This window comes from Achromobacter sp. (assembly GCF_032102605.1).
GTDB lineage: Bacteria > Pseudomonadota > Gammaproteobacteria > Burkholderiales > Burkholderiaceae_B > Achromobacter.
In genome coordinates this window covers 893,650-912,814 of record NZ_DAMDGT010000001.1, presented here as the reverse complement: position 1 = coordinate 912,814, position 19,165 = coordinate 893,650, and the positions used below count along the sequence as shown (strand labels likewise).

General features: G+C 66.9%; 17 protein-coding genes. 16 read left to right on the top strand and 1 reads right to left on the bottom strand.

The window, feature by feature from the left end; translation table 11 throughout:
• The first annotated feature begins 21 nt into the window (after positions 1–21).
• Together kdgD (RT614_RS04295) and RT614_RS04290 are read left to right on the top strand one after the other, a co-directional pair.
• Positions 22–936 carry a 5-dehydro-4-deoxyglucarate dehydratase gene (kdgD, locus tag RT614_RS04295; protein WP_313620519.1) on the top strand — a complete coding sequence of 305 codons (915 nt, stop codon included), beginning with the start codon at positions 22–24 and terminating at the stop codon, positions 934–936.
• A gap of 132 nt (positions 937–1,068) precedes the next feature.
• Entirely contained in the window at positions 1,069–2,652 is a 1,584-nt protein-coding gene (locus tag RT614_RS04290) for an aldehyde dehydrogenase (NADP(+)) (RefSeq protein ID WP_313620518.1), read from the top strand.
• A gap of 293 nt (positions 2,653–2,945) precedes the next feature.
• Here the strand turns inward: RT614_RS04290 and RT614_RS04285 are convergent, their stop codons facing one another.
• A complete protein-coding gene (locus RT614_RS04285; RefSeq protein WP_313620516.1) occupies positions 2,946–3,932 on the bottom strand; it encodes a tripartite tricarboxylate transporter substrate binding protein in 987 nt (328 codons plus the stop codon).
• 272 nt (positions 3,933–4,204) lie between these two features.
• Here RT614_RS04285 and kdgD (RT614_RS04280) point away from each other — a divergent pair, with 272 nt between their 5' ends.
• From kdgD (RT614_RS04280) to RT614_RS04215, 14 genes are all read left to right on the top strand, one after another.
• The gene (kdgD, locus tag RT614_RS04280; protein ID WP_313620514.1) at positions 4,205–5,119 is read left to right on the top strand and encodes a 5-dehydro-4-deoxyglucarate dehydratase; all 915 of its coding nucleotides are present in this window, start codon (positions 4,205–4,207) and stop codon (positions 5,117–5,119) included.
• 252 nt (positions 5,120–5,371) lie between these two features.
• Positions 5,372–6,097 (top strand): FadR/GntR family transcriptional regulator, encoded by a 726-nt coding sequence (locus tag RT614_RS04275; protein WP_313620513.1) that lies wholly within the window; start codon positions 5,372–5,374, stop codon positions 6,095–6,097.
• 386 nt (positions 6,098–6,483) lie between these two features.
• The gene (locus RT614_RS04270) at positions 6,484–7,500 is read left to right on the top strand and encodes an amino acid ABC transporter substrate-binding protein (RefSeq protein WP_313620511.1); all 1,017 of its coding nucleotides are present in this window, start codon (positions 6,484–6,486) and stop codon (positions 7,498–7,500) included.
• 111 nt (positions 7,501–7,611) lie between these two features.
• Positions 7,612–8,820: an aminotransferase class I/II-fold pyridoxal phosphate-dependent enzyme gene (locus RT614_RS04265; protein WP_313620510.1), complete on the top strand. Its 1,209-nt coding sequence runs from the start codon at positions 7,612–7,614 to the stop codon at positions 8,818–8,820.
• A gap of 2 nt (positions 8,821–8,822) precedes the next feature.
• Complete coding sequence (locus tag RT614_RS04260; protein ID WP_313620508.1) at positions 8,823–10,013, top strand: amino acid ABC transporter permease; 1,191 nt, start codon at positions 8,823–8,825, stop codon at positions 10,011–10,013.
• Between the two features lies 1 nt (position 10,014).
• Positions 10,015–11,115: an amino acid ABC transporter permease gene (locus RT614_RS04255; protein ID WP_313620506.1), complete on the top strand. Its 1,101-nt coding sequence runs from the start codon at positions 10,015–10,017 to the stop codon at positions 11,113–11,115.
• A gap of 18 nt (positions 11,116–11,133) precedes the next feature.
• The gene (locus RT614_RS04250; RefSeq protein ID WP_313620505.1) at positions 11,134–11,874 is read left to right on the top strand and encodes an amino acid ABC transporter ATP-binding protein; all 741 of its coding nucleotides are present in this window, start codon (positions 11,134–11,136) and stop codon (positions 11,872–11,874) included.
• Positions 11,875–12,154: 280 nt separating this feature from the next.
• Entirely contained in the window at positions 12,155–13,024 is an 870-nt protein-coding gene (locus RT614_RS04245; protein WP_313620503.1) for a VOC family protein, read from the top strand.
• 1 nt (position 13,025) lies between these two features.
• On the top strand, positions 13,026–14,135 hold the full coding sequence (locus RT614_RS04240; protein WP_313620501.1) for a M14 family metallopeptidase: 1,110 nt from the start codon (positions 13,026–13,028) through the stop codon (positions 14,133–14,135).
• A gap of 37 nt (positions 14,136–14,172) precedes the next feature.
• Positions 14,173–15,186, top strand: a complete 1,014-nt coding sequence (locus tag RT614_RS04235; RefSeq protein WP_313620500.1) for a zinc-binding dehydrogenase — start codon at positions 14,173–14,175, stop codon at positions 15,184–15,186.
• Positions 15,183–15,605, top strand: coding sequence for a PaaI family thioesterase (locus RT614_RS04230; protein WP_313620499.1), 423 nt, complete (start codon positions 15,183–15,185; stop codon positions 15,603–15,605). The genes RT614_RS04235 and RT614_RS04230 overlap by 4 nt, the downstream gene beginning before the upstream one ends.
• A gap of 28 nt (positions 15,606–15,633) precedes the next feature.
• Positions 15,634–17,280: an ABC transporter substrate-binding protein gene (locus RT614_RS04225; protein ID WP_313620498.1), complete on the top strand. Its 1,647-nt coding sequence runs from the start codon at positions 15,634–15,636 to the stop codon at positions 17,278–17,280.
• Positions 17,281–17,287: 7 nt separating this feature from the next.
• Positions 17,288–18,259 (top strand): ABC transporter permease, encoded by a 972-nt coding sequence (locus RT614_RS04220; RefSeq protein ID WP_313620497.1) that lies wholly within the window; start codon positions 17,288–17,290, stop codon positions 18,257–18,259.
• Between the two features lies 1 nt (position 18,260).
• The gene (locus RT614_RS04215; protein WP_313620495.1) at positions 18,261–19,148 is read left to right on the top strand and encodes an ABC transporter permease; all 888 of its coding nucleotides are present in this window, start codon (positions 18,261–18,263) and stop codon (positions 19,146–19,148) included.
• Positions 19,149–19,165 lie beyond the last annotated feature (17 nt).

The window sequence follows — 19,165 nt, the reverse complement described above, 5'->3', positions numbered from 1 at the left end:
CCATTTTGGGATGAGCGCAACATGACGACTCCGCAGGAACTCAAGGGCATTGTTTCGGAAGGCTTGCTGTCCTTCCCCGTGACCGACTTCGACCAGAACGGCGACTTCAACGCCAAGAGCTATGCGGCCCGCCTGGAATGGCTGGCTCCCTACGGCGCCACCGCCCTTTTCGCCGCCGGCGGCACCGGTGAATTCTTCTCGCTGGCTCCTGAGGAATATTCCGACGTCATCCGCACCGCCGTGCAGACCTGCGCCGGCAAGGTGCCGATCCTGGCCGGCGCTGGCGGCCCCACCCGCACCGCCATCGCCTACGCGCAGGAAGCCGAACGCCAGGGCGCCAAGGGCGTCCTGCTGCTGCCCCACTACCTGACCGAAGCCTCGCAGGACGGCATCGCCGCCCACGTCGAACAGGTCTGCAAGTCCGTCAAGATCGGCGTCATCGTCTACAACCGCGCCCAGTCCCGCCTGTCGGCCGACAGCCTGGCCCGCCTGGCCGACCGCTGCCCCAACCTGGTTGGCTTCAAGGACGGCATCGGCGATATCGAGTCCATGGTCCGCATCCGCCGCAAGCTGGGCGACCGCTTCTCGTACCTGGGCGGCCTGCCCACCGCTGAGGTCTATGCCGCCGCTTACCGTGCGCTGGGCGTGCCGGTGTACTCGTCGGCCGTCTTCAACTTCGTGCCCAAGATGGCCATGGAGTTCTACCGCGCCATCGCCGCCGGCGACAGCGACACCACCAACCGCCTGCTGGACGACTTCTTCCTGCCGTACCTGGAGATCCGCAACCGCAAGGCCGGCTACGCCGTCAGCATCGTCAAGGCCGGCGCCAAGCTGGTCGGCCACGACGCCGGCCCGGTCCGCGCGCCGCTGACCGACCTGACCGGTGAAGAACTGGAAATGCTGAACGCCCTGATCAAGAAGTCGGGCGCCGAATAAAGCGTCGACGTCGAATCGGCCCGCGCTGACATTCACTGCCTGCCCCCGCTCCGGGGGCATTTTTTTCCCCGGACCGCGTAGGGGCGCAAACGCCCGCCGCTTGGACCGGGCGCCTATTTTCTGGAGATGACCATGAACCTGACCGGCCAGATGTTGATCGGCTCGAACGCCGTCCTGGGCGCGGGCGCTGCCCAGCACGCCATCAATCCCGCCACGGGCGACCGCCTGGAACCCGCCTACCCCGCCGGCTCGTCCGACGACGTTTCGCGCGCCGCCGAACTGGCCCGCGCCGCCTTCGACCCCTATCGCGCCGTTCCGCTGGAAACGCGCGCGCAATTCCTGGAAAGCATCGCCGAGGGCATCCTGGCGCTGGGCGACGCGCTGATCGAGCGCGCCCACCAGGAAACCGGCCTGCCGGTCGCGCGCCTGCAAGGCGAGCGCGGCCGCACCGTCGGCCAGCTGCGCCTCTTCGCCCGCGTGGTGCGCGATGGTTATTTCCTGGACGCCACCATCGATCCCGCACAGCCCGAGCGCCAGCCGCTGCCGCGCGCGGACCTGCGCCTGGCGAACGTCCCGCTGGGCCCGGTCGCCGTGTTCGGCGCCAGCAACTTCCCGCTGGCGTTCTCGGTGGCGGGCGGCGACACCGCGTCGGCGCTGGCCGCCGGCTGCCCGGTGATCGTCAAGGCGCACAACGCCCACCCCGGCACGTCGGAACTGGTCGGCCGCGCGATCCAGCAGGCCGTCGCCAAGCACGGGCTGCCCGAGGGCACGTTCTCGCTGCTGTTCGGCGCGGGCAACGAAATCGGCACGGCGCTGGCCACGCATCCCGCCATCACCGCCATTGGCTTCACGGGCTCCCGCCGCGGCGGCCTGGCGCTGGTCTCTGCCGCCAACGCCCGCCCGGTGCCGATCCCCGTGTACGCGGAAATGTCCAGCATCAACCCGGTATTCCTGCTACCCGCCGCACTGGAAGCCCGTGCTGAATCCATCGCCAAGGGTTTCGTCGATTCGCTGGCGATGGGCGTCGGCCAGTTCTGCACCAACCCCGGTCTGGTCATCGGCATCGAAGGTCCGGCGCTGGACCGTTTCCGCCAGGCCGCGGCCGAGGCCGTCAAGGCCAAGGGCGCCGCCACCATGCTGACGCCGGGCATCTTCTCGGCCTATGAGCAAGGCTCGGACGCCCTGGCCCGCAACGCCAGCGTGTCGACCCTGGGCCGCGGCGAGCCGTCCAACCCGGCGTGCAACGCGGCAGGCGCCGTGGTGTTCGGCGCCACCGCCGACCGGTTCCTGGCCTCGCGCGAACTGGAAGCCGAAGTCTTCGGCCCGGCCTCGCTGGTCGTGGCGTGCAAGGATGCGGCGCAGGTTCGCGACGTGGCCGAACACCTGGAAGGCCAGCTTACCGCGACGCTCTTCGTCGACGAGGCCGATGTCGAAGACGCGCGGTCGCTGCTGCCGGTGCTGGAACGCAAGGCTGGCCGCATCCTGGCCAATGGTTATCCGACGGGCGTTGAAGTCAGCCATGCGATGGTTCATGGCGGCCCCTTCCCGGCCACGTCCAATCCGGCCTCGACGTCGGTGGGCGCCACGGCCATCCGCCGTTTCCTGCGCCCGGTCTGCTACCAGGATCTGCCCGACGCGCTGCTGCCCGACGGCGTCAAGCGCGCCAATCCGCTGGGTTTGACCCGCATGGTCGACGGCAAGCTGGCCGACGCCTGATTGCCGCCGCTGCAGCGCCGCGACGCGGCGCTGCAGCAAGGGCCACGCCCCAACGGTCAGAACGGGGCGACCCAGCGTACATAGCAGAATGCAGAAAGGCCCTCCGTCGCCATGCAACGGAGGGCCTTCTTTGTAGTGCGTGATTGTCGTGCGCGGTTCTAATGCGCGGTTGTAGTGCGCGGTTGTAGTGCGCGGTTGTAATACGCGGTTGTAGTGCGCGGTTGTAGTGCGCGGTTGTAATACGCGGTTGTCGTGCGCGGCGGCCGCTGCCGGCCGCGCGCATCCTCAACCCATTACTGCGCCTTCAGCTTGCCATCGGCGATGATCTTGGCCCACTTGGCCTGTTCGCCCGCCTGGAATGCCGTGAATTCCGCCGGGGAATTCGGCGTGTAGGCCAGGCCCAGACCTTCCATCTTGGCTTTGACTTCGGGCTTGGCCACTATGTCGGCGATCGTCTTGTTCAGCTTGTCGACCACGGCGGGCGGCGTATTGGCCGGCGCGTAGATGGCCTGCCAGCTGCTGACGTCGAAGCCGGCGACGCCCGCTTCCTGCATGGTCGGCACGTCGGGCAGCACGGCGGTCCGCTTGGCCGACGTGACGGCCAGCGCGCGCACCTTGCCGCTCTGCACGTAGGGCAGCGCGACCAACGCGGTTTCGAAAGAGCTGGGGATCTGGCCGCCGATCAGGTCCTGGATCGCGGGCGCGCTGCCGCGGTAAGGCACGTGAGTCAGATGGGCGCCCGTCAATTGCTTGAACACTTCACCGGACAGATGCTGCGACGTGCCCTGCCCGGCCGAACCGAAGGCGATGGTGTCGGGGTTGGCCTTGGCGGCCGCGACCACCTCCTGCACGGTCTTGTAGGGCTGGTTGCCGCCCACCAGCAGCACATTCGAAATGCTGCCCAGCAGGATCACCGGCGAGAAATCCTTGGCCGCGTTGTAGTTGATGCTGGGCAGCAGCGACGGGTTGATCGCATGCGTGGCGATGGTGCCCAGCAGCAGCGTGTAGCCGTCGGGCTTGGCCCGCGCCACTGCGTCCGCGCCCAGCACGCCGCCCGCGCCGCCCTTGTTTTCGACGACGACCGTCTGTTTCAGCGTGGTGCCCAGTTCCTGCGCGATCAGCCGGCCCAGGATGTCGGATGTGCCGCCCGCGGCGAACGGAACCACCAGCGTGATGGCCTTGCCGGCCGGCCAGTCGTCGGCGGCATGGGCAGAGCCCGCGCCCAGGGCGGCAACGGCGAGGACGGCGGACAGACGGCGAAACAGGGGGAATGCCTTCAAGCTTGTCTCCTAGAGATATGGGATTGTCGTCCTTCTTGTACGTTGTCGTACGACAATGAACCGGGAGAATAACTGGACCCATCAGGGTTTCCTACTAGGGAAATTCCGGAATTTCACGCACTGAGCCGGTAATGTTGTATGACAACTCTGCCCAGACATTGCAGTTGCCTCTTCAACTTGTATGTTGTACGATGACATACATCATGGGAACAGCGCAGACGGCTGCGCGGCCCGCCCTGCTTCACACCCCAACTCCTATTTGGAAGACAGCCATGACGACTCCCCAGGAACTGAAAGAAATCGTCTCGGAAGGATTGCTCTCCTTCCCGGTGACCGACTTCGACCAGAACGGCGACTTCAACGCCAAGAGCTATGCGGCCCGCCTGGAATGGCTGGCTCCCTACGGCGCCACCGCCCTTTTCGCCGCCGGCGGCACCGGTGAATTCTTCTCGCTGGCTCCTGAGGAATATTCCGACGTCATCCGCACCGCCGTGCAGACCTGCGCCGGCAAGGTGCCGATCCTGGCCGGCGCTGGCGGCCCCACCCGCACCGCCATCGCCTACGCGCAGGAAGCCGAACGCCAGGGCGCCAAGGGCGTCCTGCTGCTGCCCCACTACCTGACCGAAGCCTCGCAGGACGGCATCGCCGCCCACGTCGAACAGGTCTGCAAGTCCGTCAAGATCGGCGTCATCGTCTACAACCGCGCCCAGTCCCGCCTGTCGGCCGACAGCCTGGCCCGCCTGGCCGACCGCTGCCCCAACCTGGTTGGCTTCAAGGACGGCATCGGCGATATCGAGTCCATGGTCCGCATCCGCCGCAAGCTGGGCGACCGCTTCTCGTACCTGGGCGGCCTGCCCACCGCTGAGGTCTATGCCGCCGCTTACCGTGCGCTGGGCGTGCCGGTGTACTCGTCGGCCGTCTTCAACTTCGTGCCCAAGATGGCCATGGAGTTCTACCGCGCCATCGCCGCCGGCGACAGCGACACCACCAACCGCCTGCTGGACGACTTCTTCCTGCCGTACCTGGAGATCCGCAACCGCAAGGCCGGCTACGCCGTCAGCATCGTCAAGGCCGGCGCCAAGCTGGTCGGCCACGACGCCGGCCCGGTCCGCGCGCCGCTGACCGACCTGACCGGTGAAGAGCTGGAAATGCTGAATGCCCTGATCAAGAAGTCGGGCGCGGAGTAAACGCGTCGTTTCGGCAATGTCAGAACGCCCTCCCGCCGGAGGGCGTTTTGCTTCTTGATGCAAAGAAAAGTTGGCGGATTTCGTGCCGTATGTTGTCATATGGCTCATCGCTTTTCTGCGGCCGCGTCGATTTGCGCGCCGCGCAGCCCCGGGCCGGACACCCGCGGGCGGTTGACGGAAGCGCGTACACTTGCGGCTGCTCGCGGGACCCACCCCGTCCCTTGCACAGCGATTTTTCCTATAAGAGAGACAATGCAAACTCCTGCCCGGCCTCCCCGCTCGCGCCTGACCGACTTCGTCATTGAAGAACTGACCAAGCGCCTGGATGCACGCCAGTACCGCGCCGGCGACAAGCTGCCTTCCGAGCACGCGCTGTGCGACGAATTCGAAGTCAGCCGCACCGTCATCCGCGAAGCCGTCGCCTCGATGCGCCTGAGCGGCCGGCTGGTCAGCAAGCCCGGCATCGGCGTCTTCGTCACCGAAGACCGCGAAAAGCCCATCGATTTCGTCGTCGAACCCGCCACCGACCCGCGTTGGGCGCTGCACATCATGGAGTTGCGCGCCGGCCTGGAAGTAGAGGCCTGTGGGCTGGCGGCGGAGCGCCGCAGCGCGACGGACCTGAGCGGCATCGTCGAGGCCTTCGACGCGTTCAACCGCGCCACGCGCGACATGGAAGCGGCAGTCAAGGCCGACTACGAGTTCCACCTGGCGATTGCCCGGGCGTCCAACAACCCGCACTTTCCCGCCCTGCTGAAGGCCGCGGTGCGCGACGTGATGCTGGACCTGAACATCAAGCACGGCGGCAAGACGCCCGAAGAACTCGAGACCTACGAAATCCGCAACGTGCGCGAGCACGAAGCCATCCTGACCGCCATCATGCGCCGCGATCCCGGCGCCGCGCGCGCCGCCATGGCGCGCCACCTGGGCGACAGCATCGCGCGCTACCGCAAGCTCCTGTCCAACCCGCCGGCCGCCTGAACACCGCGCCTTATCACTTCCCGTTATGCGAATTACGGGAATCCCCTTACTTGTCTACTTGTATGACGGCTGCCATCATACGTCTTATTGGATAGCGTCTTGCGTGGCCGTCGGTTCCCCGTCGTGCCACCGCAATGCCGCAAGACCCACGCCGTACAAGTGCAGCCGATGAGCCCGATTCTGTCCCTCCGCAGTACGCACCACCCCTACGCCACCCGCATCCAGCGGCGCGCCGCCTGACCGGCTTTTCGCCGACCTCCCCTTTTCCCTACCTCGTCCGAATGCGCGACGCGCCATCCCCGGCTTTGCCGGGGCGGCTCCCGCACGCTTGGCCGTTTCCCTCCCTATCGCTTTTCAAACACTTTCGACCCCCAGGAGAAATCTCCATGCGCAAGTTTCTGAGCTCCGCCATCGCGGCGACCCTGCTGTGCGTCGCCTCTGGCGCACAGGCCGGCGTGACCTTCGACGCCGTCAAGAAAAAGGGCTTCCTGCAATGCGGCTTTGCCGGCATCCCCGGTTTTTCGGTGCTGGACAGCAGGGGCGAATGGACGGGGCTGGACGTGGACATGTGCCGCGCCGTCGCGGCCGCCATGTTCGGCGACGCCTCCAAGGTCAAGGGCAACGTGCTGACCGCGCAGGCCAAGTTCACGGCCCTGCAGTCCGGCGAAATCGACATGCTGTCGCGCAACACCACGCAGACGCTGACCCGCGACACCACGTTGGGCCTGATCGGCGTGGGCGTGAACTTCTACGACGCGCAGGGCCTGATCGTGAAGAAGGCGATGAACGTCAAGAGCGTGAAGGACCTGGACGGCGCCACCATCTGCGTGCAGCCCGGCACCACCACCGAACTGAACCTGGCCGACTACTTCCGCAGCCGCGGCATGACCTTCAAGCCGGTGCTGGTCGAGAACTACGACGAGAACTTCCGCCTGCTGGAGTCCGGCCGCTGCGACGCCTACACCAACGACAAGTCCAACACCGCCGCCAACATGCGCACTCGCCTGGCGCAGCCGGATGACTGGGAAATCCTGAGCGAGAACCTGTCCAAGGAGCCGCTGGGCCCCATGGTGCGCCAGGGCGACGAGCAGTGGTTCAACATCGTGCGCTGGTCGCTGAACGCGATGCTGGAAGCCGAGGAGTACGGCATTACGTCGAAGAACGTGGACGAAATGCTGAAGAGCACCAACCCCAACATCCAGCGCATCCTGGGCGTGACGCCGGGCATGGGCAAGAACCTGGGTCTTGACGACAAGTGGGCCTACAACATCATCAAGCAAGTGGGCAACTACGGCGAAAGCTATGACCGCGCCATGGGCAAGGACAGCCCGCTGAAGCTGGACCGCGGCCTGAACAAGCTGTGGACCCAGGGCGGCCTGATGTACGGCTGGCCGGTGCGCTAAGCCAGACCTGAGCGGCTTCGCCTGGCGCGAGGCCGCTTGGATTTTTCACGCGCGTTTTTCACTTAAGGCGATGGGACCGATCCCCGTCGCCATTCCTCACGCAGCAACACCATGAACAGCATCGTCAACGCCCGCCTCAAACAGATCAAACCCTCGCCCAGCATGGCCGCCAAGATCGTCGTGGACGAACTTCGCCGCCAGGGCCGCGAGATCGCGGACTTCACCCTGGGCGAACCCGACATGCCCACGCCCGCGCACATTGCGCGCGCCGGGCAGGACGCCATCGCCGGTGGCGACATCCGCTATACCAGCCCCAACGGCACGGTGGGCTTGCGCGCCGCCATCGTCACGAGCCTGCAGCAGAGCCTGGGTGTGCGCTACGGCATGGACCAGATCGCCGTGGGCGCCGGCGCCAAGCAGATCATCGCCGCCGCGCTGACGGCCAGCCTGGAGCCCGGCGACGAAGTCATCGTGTGCGCCCCGTACTGGGTGTCGTATCCGGACATGGTGCTGCTGAATGAAGGCAAGCCCGTGGTCGTGACCGGCCCCGAGTCGCAAGGGTTCAAGCTGGACGCCGCCACGCTGGAAGCCGCCATCACGCCGCGCACGCGCTGGCTGATCCTGAACTCGCCCAGCAATCCCAGCGGCGCCGTCTACAGCGCCGCCGAGCTGCGCGCGCTGACGGACGTCCTTGTCCGCCATCCCCAGGTCTGGATCCTCAGCGATGAGATCTACGCGCCCTTCTGCTACAACGGCGAATCGCACGCCTCGCCGGTGCAGGTCGAACCTCGCCTGACCGAACGCACGCTCATCGTCAACGGCATGTCCAAGTCGTACGCGATGACCGGCTGGCGCGTCGGCTATGGCGCCGGCCCGGCCGACCTGATCAAGGCCATGAGCACGGTCATGTCGCAAAGCACGTCGTGCCCCAGCGCGATCTCGCAGGCGGCGGCGCAGGCCGCCCTGGAAGGCGACCAGTCCAGCGTTGCGGAAATGGTCGAGATCTTCAAGGGCCGCCGCGACCTGATCGTGCGCCGCCTGAACGCTATTCCCGGCATCTCGTGCGCCATGCCCGACGGCGCGTTCTACGTGTACGCCAACGTGCAAGGCCTGATCGGCCGCAAGGGCCCTGCCGGAGAACTGAAGACGGACCTGGACGTGAGCCTCTTCTTCCTGCGCGAAGCCGGCGTGGCGGTCATCGACGGCGGCTCGTATGGCCTGTCGCCCTACGCGCGCTTTTCCTTCGCGACCTCCACCGAGGTCATCGAGCAAGGCATGGACCGGCTCGCCGCCGCGGTCGGCGCCCTGATGGCAGGCTGACCGTGACCCAGCACACCCTTCAATCGGCGGCGCAGCGGCCGCCGCGCCGGGTCTCCTGGAACGATCCGGCCACGCGCGCGCTGGTGTACCAGGTGCTGGCCCTGACGCTCGTCGGGGCCGGCGTCTGGTTCCTGGTGCACAACACCCTGCATAACCTGTCGCTGCGCAATATCGCGACAGGCTTTGGCTTCCTGAATCGCGAAGCGGGCTTCGCCATCGGCGAGTCGGTGATCGCGTACGGTCCGGCGGACACCTATGGACGCGCGATCTTCGCGGGCGTCCTGAACACGCTGCGCGTCGGCCTGCTGGCGCTGATGGCCGCGACCATCCTGGGCGTCTTCATCGGCGTCGGCCGTCTGTCGAAGAACTGGCTGGTGGGCAAGATCACCTCGGTCTACGTCGAAGTGATGCGCAACGTGCCTTTGCTGCTGCAACTCTTCTTCTGGTATGCGCTGATCACGGAAAACATGCCCGGCCCGCGCCAGGCGCACAACCCGCTGCCCGGCGTCTTCATTTCCAACCGCGGCCTGAAGGTTCCCGGACTGGAAGGCGCGTCGCTGGACTGGATCCTGGGCGCCCTGGGACTAGCCATCGTCGCGATCGTCGCGCTGGGCCACTGGGCCGCGAAGCGCCAGGAAGCCACCGGACAGCCGTTCAAGCTGGGCCGCGCGGCCATCGGGCTGCTGATCGCCTTGCCGGTCACCGGCTGGCTGGCCAGCGGCGCGTCGCTGACGCTGGACATGCCGGCGCTGAAGGGCTTCAACTTCGTCGGCGGCCTGACGCTCACGCCGGAGTTCGTCGCCCTGTTCCTGGGCCTGACCGTCTACACCTCGGCCTTCATCGCCGAGGTCGTGCGCTCCGGCATTCAGGCCGTCAGCAACGGCCAGTGGGAAGCCGCGGGCTCCTTGGGCCTGCCGCGCGCCAAGGTGCTGCGCCTGGTGATCCTGCCGCAGGCGCTGCGCGTCATCATTCCCCCGATGACCAGCCAGTACCTGAACCTGCTGAAGAACAGCTCGCTGGCGGTCGCCATCGGCTATCCGGACATCGTGTCGGTGGTGAACACCACGCTGAACCAGACCGGCCAGGCCATCGAGGGCATCCTCATCATCATGGGCGCGTACCTGACGGTCAGCCTGTCGATCTCGATATTCATGAACTGGTACAACAAGCGCATCGCGCTGGTGGAGCGTTGAGATGAGCAGCACTACGCAAACCCTGGGCGTGGAGCTTGCCCCGCCCGGCGCGCAAACCGGCGCCTGGGCCTGGATCCGGTCGCGCCTGTTCTCGTCGCCGTTCAACATCCTGGTCACGGTGCTGCTGGCATGGTGTCTGCTGATGGCGGCGCCCGCGCTGGTGGAATGGGCCGTCATCAAGGCCAACTTCGACGCCGCCAACGCACAGGAATGCCGGGCCACCGGCGGCGCCTGCTGGGCTTTCATCATTGAAAAGCACCGGCTCATCCTGTTCGGCACCTATCCGTTCGACGAGCAGTGGCGGCCCCTGATCGCCACGCTGATCCTGATCGCGGTGATCGTGGCCAGCGGCATGCGCCGCTTCTGGAACGGCAAGCTGGCCCTGATCTGGACGCTGGGCCTGGCGGCTGTGGCCGTCCTGATGTGGGGCGGCGTGTTCGGCCTGACGTACGTCGAGAACGCGCGCTGGGGCGGCCTGCCCCTGACGCTGATCCTGGCCACGTTCGGCATCGCCTTCGCGTTCCCGGTCGGCGTGCTGCTGGCCCTGGGCCGGCGGTCGAAGATGCCCGCCATCAAGGCGCTGTGCGTTGTGTACATCGAGCTGATCCGCGGCGTGCCGCTCATCAGCCTGCTGTTCATGTCGTCGGTGATGCTGCCCTTGTTCCTGCCGGAAGGCTTCACCATCGACAAGCTCCTGCGGGCGCAGATCGCGATCATCATGTTTGCCGCCGCCTACATCGCGGAAACGGTGCGCGGCGGCCTGCAGGCGATTCCGAAGGGTCAGTACGAAGGCGCCGATTCGCTGGGGCTGAACTACTGGCAGCAGATGCGCAAGATCATCCTGCCGCAGGCGCTGAAGATCGTGATTCCGCCGCTGGTGGGCATCTTCATCAGCCTGTTCAAGGACACGTCGCTGGTCGTGATCATCGGCATCTTCGACCTGACGCTGGCGGCCAAGGCGGCCCTGTCCGACGCGGCATGGCGAGGTTTCGGGGTGGAGGCCTATCTCTTCATCTCGCTGATCTACTTCGTCTTTTGCTATTCCATGTCCAAATACAGCCGCGCGCTCGAACAGCGCCTGGCTACCGGGCACGCCCGGTAAACCTGAAGGAGACCAGGCATGTCGGATGCCATCATTCGTTTGCAGGGCGTGAACAAGTGGTACGGCCAGTTCCACGTCTTGCGCAACATCAATCTGGACGTCGCCCAGGGCGAGCGCATCGTCGTGTGCGGGCCTTCGGGTTCGGGCAAGTCCACGATGATCCGCTGCATCAACCGGCTGGAAGAACACCAGAAGGGCCAGATCATCGTCGACGGCACGGAGCTGACCAACGACCTCAAGCACATCGAGACGATCCGGCGCGAGGTGGGCATGGTGTTCCAGCACTTCAACCTGTTCCCGCACCTGACCGTACTGGAAAACCTGACGCTCGGACCCATGTGGGTGCTCAAGCAGTCCCGCGCCAAGGCCGAGGCCGCCGCCATGAAGTACCTGGAGCGCGTCCGCATCCCCGACCAGGCCGGCAAGTTCCCCGGCCAGCTGTCGGGTGGGCAGCAGCAGCGCGTGGCGATCGCCCGGTCGCTGTGCATGAACCCCAAGGTCATGCTGTTCGATGAACCGACGTCCGCGCTGGACCCCGAAATGGTGAAGGAAGTGCTGGACGTGATGGTGACGCTGGCGCAGGAAAGCGGCATGACCATGATCTGCGTGACCCACGAAATGGGTTTTGCGCGCAAGGTCGCCAACCGCGTGATCTTCATGGATCGCGGGGAGATCATCGAAGAGAACAATCCCGACGACTTCTTCGATAATCCGCGCAACGAACGGACCCAGCTCTTCCTGAGCCAGATCCTGCACTGACGCCGCCGGGCGGCCGTTGCCCCGCCCCGACGTCGACGCCGCCTGCCATGCAGGCGGCTTTTTTTTCTCGTCCCGTTTGCGCGCTTCACGACGGACGAAAGAACCAGAACGCGCACTGCTGCGCGCTATCCCCCACGAATACGCATTAGTGATTTGGTTATTCCGCAGCGGCTCCGTGGTTGCGATCAGAAAACAGATATCGACATGAGAATTCAATCGTTCTAGCCCGCTGGCGCATCGGCCAGACTGCGTCTTTCTCAAAGCGCATACAGGAACACCGATGTCCCTTCCTTCAGTCACCGGCCTGGACCACTACATCATCCGGGTCAACGACCTGCAGGCGGCGACCGACCGCTACGTCAAGCTGGGATTCAGCCTGGCGCCGCAAGGCCGGCACCATCGCGGCACCCGCAACCAGACGATCATCCTGGATGCGAACTATCTGGAACTGCTGACTTTCCCCGAGGAACTCAAGGCGCAGTCGCGCTTCGCGGGATTCGACGACGCCTACGAAGGCCCCGTGGCGACCGCCCTGCAAACGACGGACAGCACGGCGGTGCACGCCGAACTGGCGCGGCTGGGCATCGCCGCCGAACCTCCCGTCAGCGGCGGCCGTCCCGTGCACCTGCCCGAAGGCAGCGAGGACGCGGCCTGGAACAACACCCAGTTTCCCGCCGGGCTGCTTGGCGTGCCGGACTTCTTTACCTGCGGCCACCTCACGCGCCACCTGGTCTATCGGCCGGAATGGCAGGACCACGCCAATGGCGCGCGCCGTATCGAAGCGCTGATCGCCGTGTATCCGCAACCGCAATCGCTGCGGGCCGGATACGAACGCGTGTTCGGCGCCATCTCCACCAGCGATTTGCCCGACGGCGGCCTGCAGGTGCGGCGCGGCAGCCTGCGCATCGACTTCCTGACACCGGCCGCGTTCGAGCAACGCTATCCGCACGTGCGCGTGCCGGCCGGTTTGCCGGAAGCGGCTGAAGGCGGATGGTTCGCGGGCTCGGTGATTGGCGTGCGGGACCTGGAACGCACCCGCAAGCTGTTCGACACGAATCAGGTGACCTACCGGGCCAATGCGCGCGGCGAGCTCGTCGTGGCGCCGATCGACGCCGGCGGCGCCCTGCAAGTCTTCGTGCAGGAGGCCTGAAATGAGCAGTGCATTGCCTGACTACTGGGACTGCTTCGCCGGCGACTACGCCGCCGCCCGGCGCGCATTCGTGGACGAGTCCGCGGCGCGCGGCGCGGCGCTCTTTCGCTATGAACACCCCTCGCTGAAGGATCCGCACGGCGACGACCTGAGCGTCGACGTCGCGGTGCTGGGCCGGCGCGATGCGCCGCGCACGCACCTGGCCATCAGCGGCACCCACGGCCTGGAAGGCGCGGCCGGATCGGCGGTGCAGCGCGCGTGGCTGCATGCGGACGGCGGCCGGCCCTTGCCGGACGACGTGAACGTGGTCCTGGTCCATGCGCTGAATCCGTACGGCTATGCGCACGACACCCGCACCACCGAGAACAACGTCGACCTGAATCGGAACTTCGTCGACCACACCCGGCCCTACCCGTCCAACCCGCATTACGGCGCCCTGCACCCGCACCTGATCCCCGCGCAGTGGACGGAAGCGACACTGGATGCCGGCGCAGAAGCGCTGGACGCGTTCAAGCAGGCGCACGGCGCCGACGTGTTGTTCAACGTGACGGCCAGCGGCCAGTACACGCATCCGGATGGCCTCGTCTATGGCGGCCAGGGCCCGGAATGGTCGAACCGCACGCTGCGCCGCATCGTCGACGAGCACCTGGCGGCCAGCGAACGCGTGGCCTTCATCGACTGGCACACGGGCATCGGCGAATACGGCGAACCCTTCTTCCTGTGCTTCAACGACGAGAACAGCCCGGAACAGGCGCAGGCCGCCCGCTGGTGGGGCGCCGAGCGCGTGCGCGACCAGCGCCCGCATGGACTGGCCCGGCCGGACTACCAAGGACTGGTCTTTCGCGGCGTGCAGCAGGCGCTGGGCGACCGTCCGCTGGCCGGCGCGGTCGTCGAATTCGGCACACGCGGGCTGCAGATGCGGCCCGCACTGCGCCTGGATCAATGGCTGCGCTTCAAGTCGCCAGCGGCGCCCGACGCCGCCCGTGATGCGCAGCTGCGCGCGGACCTGATCGACGCCTTTGTCCCGGTATCCAGCGTATGGCGTCGCAGCGTCGTGGCGCATGGCCTGAACATTACCCGGCAGGCCATCGACGGCGTGGCCGGCTGGTGAATTCCTTCAATTCAAACCCACTCTAGAACTGGCATTCATGAAAGCGATTGTTTTGCGTGAGCACGGCGGCAACGAAAAGCTGCGCCTGGAAACCCAATTCCCCGATCCCGTGGCGGGCCCCGATGACGTGGTGATCCGTGTCAAGGCGTCGTCCCTGAACTATCACGACGTCTTCACCCGCCGCGGCATGCCCGGCATCAAGCTGCCCTTCCCCGTCATCATCGGCCTGGACGTGGCCGGCGAGATCGTGCAGACGGGCGAGAACGTGCGCGACTGGAAGGCCGGCGACCGCGTGCTGGTGGATCCGATCGACCGCGTGGATGGCGGCCTGGTGGGCGAAACCATCCACGGCGGCCTGGCCGAGCTGTGCCGTGTGCCGGCCCACCAGCTGCTGCGACTGCCCGACGAAGTCAGCTTCGAACAGGCCGCGGCGCTGCCGGTGGCCTACGGCACCGCCCTGCGCATGATGAACCGCATCGGCCAGGTGCAGGCCGGCGAAAAGGTGCTGATCCTGGGCGCCAGCGGCGGCGTGGGCGTCTGCGCCGTGCAGCTGGCCAAGCTGGCCGGCGCCGAGGTCATCGCCTGCGCCGGCACGCCGGAAAAGGGTGAGGCGCTGCGCGCGCTGGGCGCCGACCACATCATCCTGTACACCGAAGAAGACTTCCTGAAGGCCGTGCAGGAACGCTTTGGCAAGCCCTCGCGCCGCCGCGGCGGCAAGCCGGGCGGCGTGGATGTCGTCGTCAACTTCACGGGCGGCGACACCTGGGTCAAGTCCCTGCGCTGCCTGCGCCTGGGCGGACGCCTGCTGACCTGCGGCGCCACGGCCGGCTTCGATCCGAAGGAAGACCTGCGCTACATCTGGACCTTCGAGCTGCAGATCCGCGGCTCCAACGGCTGGGACCGCGAAGACCTGCACGAGCTGCTGGCGCTGGTGCGCGACGGGCGCCTGCATGTCGAGGTAGACCGTGTCTGGCCGCTGGAACAAGGCGCGGATGCGCTGGCCTCGCTGGAAGATCGCAAGATCGTCGGCAAAGTGCTGGTGGCGTCATGAGCGCGCTGCTGAACGCCGAGCAGATCCAGGCCAAGTTCGACGGGTCTCCCTTCATTGCGTGGCTGGGCCTTTCCGTGCGCGAGGTCGACCACGACAAGGGCGAACTGACGGTGCTGGCCCCGATGCGCCCGGAATTCGAGCGCGGCGCCGCCAGCGGCCAATGGCATGGCGGCCCGCTTGCCGCCGTGATCGACACCGTGGGCGACTTCGCCGTCGGCATGCTGCTGGGCCGCGGCCTGCCCACCATCAATTTCCGCGTGGACTACCTGCGCCCCGCCGTGGACACGGCGCTGACCGCCGTGGCGCGCGTGCGCCGCAACGGCCGCAGCGTGGGCGTGGCCGACGTGGACCTCTACAACGACCAGGGTGCGCTGGTGGCCATTGGCCGCGCCACCTACGCCACGCTCAGCCAGGGCTGAGCCGCGCCATCCATCCAAGGACTTGATCATGACCCAATCCACGCGCGCCGGACGGCGTGCTTTCCTGACCCGCTCCGCCGCGGGCGGCCTGGCCGCGACCGGCCTGGGCCTGGCGCCGCGCGCCCTGCTGGCCGCAACCGACCGGCCCGGCTCCGACGCCGGCCCCGCGCGCCGGGGCGGCACGCTGGTCGCCACCTGGGGCGGCCTGGAGCCGCAAGCGTTGTTCGTGCCGGGCGGCGGCGGTTCCAGCCCCTTCCAGACGTCCACCAAGATCCTGGAACGCCTGCTGAAACTGGACGCCGACCTGAAGTTCCAGCCCGCGCTGGCCCTGTCCGTCACGCCGGCCGCCGATTTCCGCAGCTACACCATCAAGCTGCGCGAGAACGTCACCTGGCACGACGGCGCGCCGTTCACGTCGGCCGACGTGGTCTACAACGTGCTGCAGCACTGGAAGCCGATCTCGGCCGGCATCGCCTTGAAGTCGCTGACGGACGCCACGGCCCCCGACGCGCACACCGTGGTGCTGACCTTCAACGCGCCGGTGCCCGAATTCTTCCTGAAGTCCACGCTGTCGGGCCAGTACCAGCTTCTGGTGCCCAAGCATCTGTATGACGGCAAGGATCTGATCACCAACCCGCTGAACAACACGCCGGTTGGCACCGGCCCCTGGAAGTACGGCAAGTGGGTGCGCGGCAGCCACGTCGAATATTTGCGCAACGACAAGTACTGGAACCCGGCGCAGCCGAACCTGGACAAGGTGGTGATCCGCTGGTGGGCCGATCCGGCCTCGCGCGGCGCCGCGCTGGAAACCGGCGAACTGGGCCTGGCCTATTCCAACCCGGTGCCGGCGCGCGATATCGACCGCCTGGTCAAGACCGGCAAGGTCGTCGTCGACACCCGCGGCTACCAGAACACGGCCTGGACCGTCACGGCGGAATTCAACCAGCGGCGCGAAATCGTCAACCGCCGCGAAGTCCGCCAGGCCATCCTGCACGCCATCGACCGTCAGTTCATCGTCGACACCATCTACTACGGCCGCGGCAAACCCGCGATCGCGCCGATCTTCAGCAGCAACCCTCTGTTCTTCACGGAAGACGTGCCACGCTATCCCTTCGACCCCAAGAAGGCGGCCGCGCTGCTGGACGCGGCCGGCCTGCCGGTCAAGGACGGCAAGCGTTTCACCGTCAACCTGCTGGCCGCCGCCTGGTTCGAGGAAAACGCCAAGCTGGGCCAGTACCTGAAGCAGGCGCTGGAGGACGTGGGCATCGCAGTGAAGCTGGATTCCGTGGACCGCGCCACGGCTCTCAAGCGCATCTACGGCGACTATGACTACGACATCGCCGTGTCCAACTTCACGTCGCCGCTGGAACTGGTGCCCACCGTGACGCAGTTCTTCACGACCGACGGCATCGTGCGCGGCGCCGCGTTCCGCAACGCCACGGGCTATTCCAGCCCCGAGATGGACGCCATCGTGGGCAAGCTCGCGGTCGAGACCGAGCCCGAGGCCCGCCGTGCGCTGGCCGCGCAATTCGCGCGCCTGGCGTCCACCGACGTGCCGATCGTTCCGCTGGTGGAGATCCAGTCGTTCACGCTGGCCGGCAAGAACGTGCGCAACTTCACCACCGGCGCCAACGTCCAGGGCGAAACCCTGGCCGACGTCTGGCTGCAGGCCTGAGCCCGCCATGCCGATCCGCCTGATCTCGCGCCGCCTGCTCCAGGCCATCCCGCTGCTGCTGGGCGTGGTGGTGCTGAACTTTGCCCTGATCCAGTCCGTGCCGGGCACCTTCCTGGACGTCATGACGGCCGAGCAGCAGGTCACCGATCCGGCGCTGATCGAACGCCTGCGCGTGACCTACGGGCTGGACCAGCCGCCGGCGGTGCAGTTGTTGAAGTACATCGGGTCGGTGGCCCGACTGGATTTCGGCTACTCGTACCGGCACAACCTGCCGGTGCTGGACGTGATCCTTGCTCACCTGCCCGCCACGCTGGTGCTGATGCTGGCCAGCATCGCCATCGCGGTGCTGGTGGGCGTGGCGGCCGGCATCGTGTCGGCCGTCAAGGTCAACACCTGGTGGGACAGCGCCGTGTCCGCCTTCGCGGTCCTGTGCTTCGCCGCGCCGAGCTTCTGGCTGGGCATCATGCTGATCATCATGTTTTCGGTGAAGCTGGGCTGGTTCCCCGTCGGCGGCATGGTCACCATCGGCCTGGACGGCGGACTGTGGCGGCAGGCGCTGGACGTGCTGCATCACCTGGCGCTGCCGGCCGTGGCGCTGGGCCTGTTCTACTCGGCGGCCTATGCCCGCGTGATGCGCGCCTCGATGCTGGAAGTCAGCCGCATGGACTACGTGCGCACGGCCTACGCCAAGGGCCTGACGCGCGTCACGGTCGTGCTGCGCCACATCCTGCGCAACGCCGTCCTGCCCATCGTCACCTTGCTGGGCCTGCAGCTTGGCGCGGTGCTAGGCGGCAGCATCGTGATCGAATCCGTGTTCAGTTGGCCCGGCATCGGCGCCGTGCTGTTCGACAGCGTCATGAGCCGCAACTATCCCGTCGTGCTGGGCATCCTGGTGCTCAGCTCCGTCGTGGTCATCATCGCCAACATCATCGTGGATCTTGCCTATACGCGGCTGGACCCACGCATCAAGGCCGCCTGACATGTCCGCCACCCCTGCTGCAATCGTCCCCTCGAGCCCGGCTTCCGGCCGCCGCCGCGACGCGTTCGTCACCCGCTTCGCGCGCAACCGCGGCGCGGTGGCGGGCGCCCTGGTCCTGGTGCTGGTGGCGCTGGTCGCCGCCAGCGCGGACTGGCTCTACCCGGTCAACCCGCTGCGCATCGTCGGCGCGCCGGAGATCTGGCCATTCGAATCCTGGCGTTTCCCGTTGGGCACCGACTCCATGGGCCGCGACATGGCCGCGCTGATCGCGCACGGCGCGCGCGCCACCCTGCTGATCGGCCTGGTGGCCGCCGCCACCGCCACGCTGATCGGCGTGACCGTCGGCGCCGCCGCCGCGTGGTCGGGCGGCTGGATCGACGAAGCGCTCATGCGCGTGACCGAACTGTTCCAGATCATTCCCAACGTGGTCTTCGTGCTGACGGTTGTGTCGGTGCTGGGCCCGCGCATCGAGACCATCACGCTGGCCGTCGGGCTGGTGTCCTGGCCGCCCATCGCCCGCCTGACCCGCGCCGAATTCCTGTCCTTCAAAGAGCGCGAATTCGTGCAGGCCTGCCGCGCCGTGGGCATGAGCCCCCTGCGCATCGTCGCGGCCGAGGTCCTGCCCAATGCGCTGCCGCCCGTGATCGTCATGTCGTCGCTGGTGGTGGCCGGCGCCATCCTGTACGAATCGGTGGTGTCGTTCCTGGGCCTTGGCGATCCCAACATCGCCAGTTGGGGCCGGCTGGTGGGCGAAGGCCGCAGCCTGATCCGGTCCTCCTGGTACATCTGCGCCGTGCCCGGCGTGGCCATCATGCTTACCGTGCTGTCGCTGAACCTGGTTGGCGACGGCCTGAACGACGCGCTCAATCCCAAACTGCAAAAGCGCTGAGCCGCCATCAACCCGGA

What these genes read in the sequence shown, in the direction of transcription:
- kdgD (WP_313620519.1), top strand. Translation starts at nt 22, where the DNA reads ATGACGACTCCGCAGGAACTCAAGGGCATTGTTTCGGAAGGCTTGCTG.
- RT614_RS04290 (WP_313620518.1), top strand. Translation starts at nt 1,069, where the DNA reads ATGAACCTGACCGGCCAGATGTTGATCGGCTCGAACGCCGTCCTGGGC.
- kdgD (WP_313620514.1), top strand. Translation starts at nt 4,205, where the DNA reads ATGACGACTCCCCAGGAACTGAAAGAAATCGTCTCGGAAGGATTGCTC.
- RT614_RS04275 (WP_313620513.1), top strand. Translation starts at nt 5,372, where the DNA reads ATGCAAACTCCTGCCCGGCCTCCCCGCTCGCGCCTGACCGACTTCGTC.
- RT614_RS04270 (WP_313620511.1), top strand. Translation starts at nt 6,484, where the DNA reads ATGCGCAAGTTTCTGAGCTCCGCCATCGCGGCGACCCTGCTGTGCGTC.
- RT614_RS04265 (WP_313620510.1), top strand. Translation starts at nt 7,612, where the DNA reads ATGAACAGCATCGTCAACGCCCGCCTCAAACAGATCAAACCCTCGCCC.
- RT614_RS04255 (WP_313620506.1), top strand. Translation starts at nt 10,015, where the DNA reads ATGAGCAGCACTACGCAAACCCTGGGCGTGGAGCTTGCCCCGCCCGGC.
- RT614_RS04250 (WP_313620505.1), top strand. Translation starts at nt 11,134, where the DNA reads ATGTCGGATGCCATCATTCGTTTGCAGGGCGTGAACAAGTGGTACGGC.
- RT614_RS04245 (WP_313620503.1), top strand. Translation starts at nt 12,155, where the DNA reads ATGTCCCTTCCTTCAGTCACCGGCCTGGACCACTACATCATCCGGGTC.
- RT614_RS04240 (WP_313620501.1), top strand. Translation starts at nt 13,026, where the DNA reads ATGAGCAGTGCATTGCCTGACTACTGGGACTGCTTCGCCGGCGACTAC.
- RT614_RS04235 (WP_313620500.1), top strand. Translation starts at nt 14,173, where the DNA reads ATGAAAGCGATTGTTTTGCGTGAGCACGGCGGCAACGAAAAGCTGCGC.
- RT614_RS04230 (WP_313620499.1), top strand. Translation starts at nt 15,183, where the DNA reads ATGAGCGCGCTGCTGAACGCCGAGCAGATCCAGGCCAAGTTCGACGGG.
- RT614_RS04225 (WP_313620498.1), top strand. Translation starts at nt 15,634, where the DNA reads ATGACCCAATCCACGCGCGCCGGACGGCGTGCTTTCCTGACCCGCTCC.
- RT614_RS04220 (WP_313620497.1), top strand. Translation starts at nt 17,288, where the DNA reads ATGCCGATCCGCCTGATCTCGCGCCGCCTGCTCCAGGCCATCCCGCTG.
- RT614_RS04215 (WP_313620495.1), top strand. Translation starts at nt 18,261, where the DNA reads ATGTCCGCCACCCCTGCTGCAATCGTCCCCTCGAGCCCGGCTTCCGGC.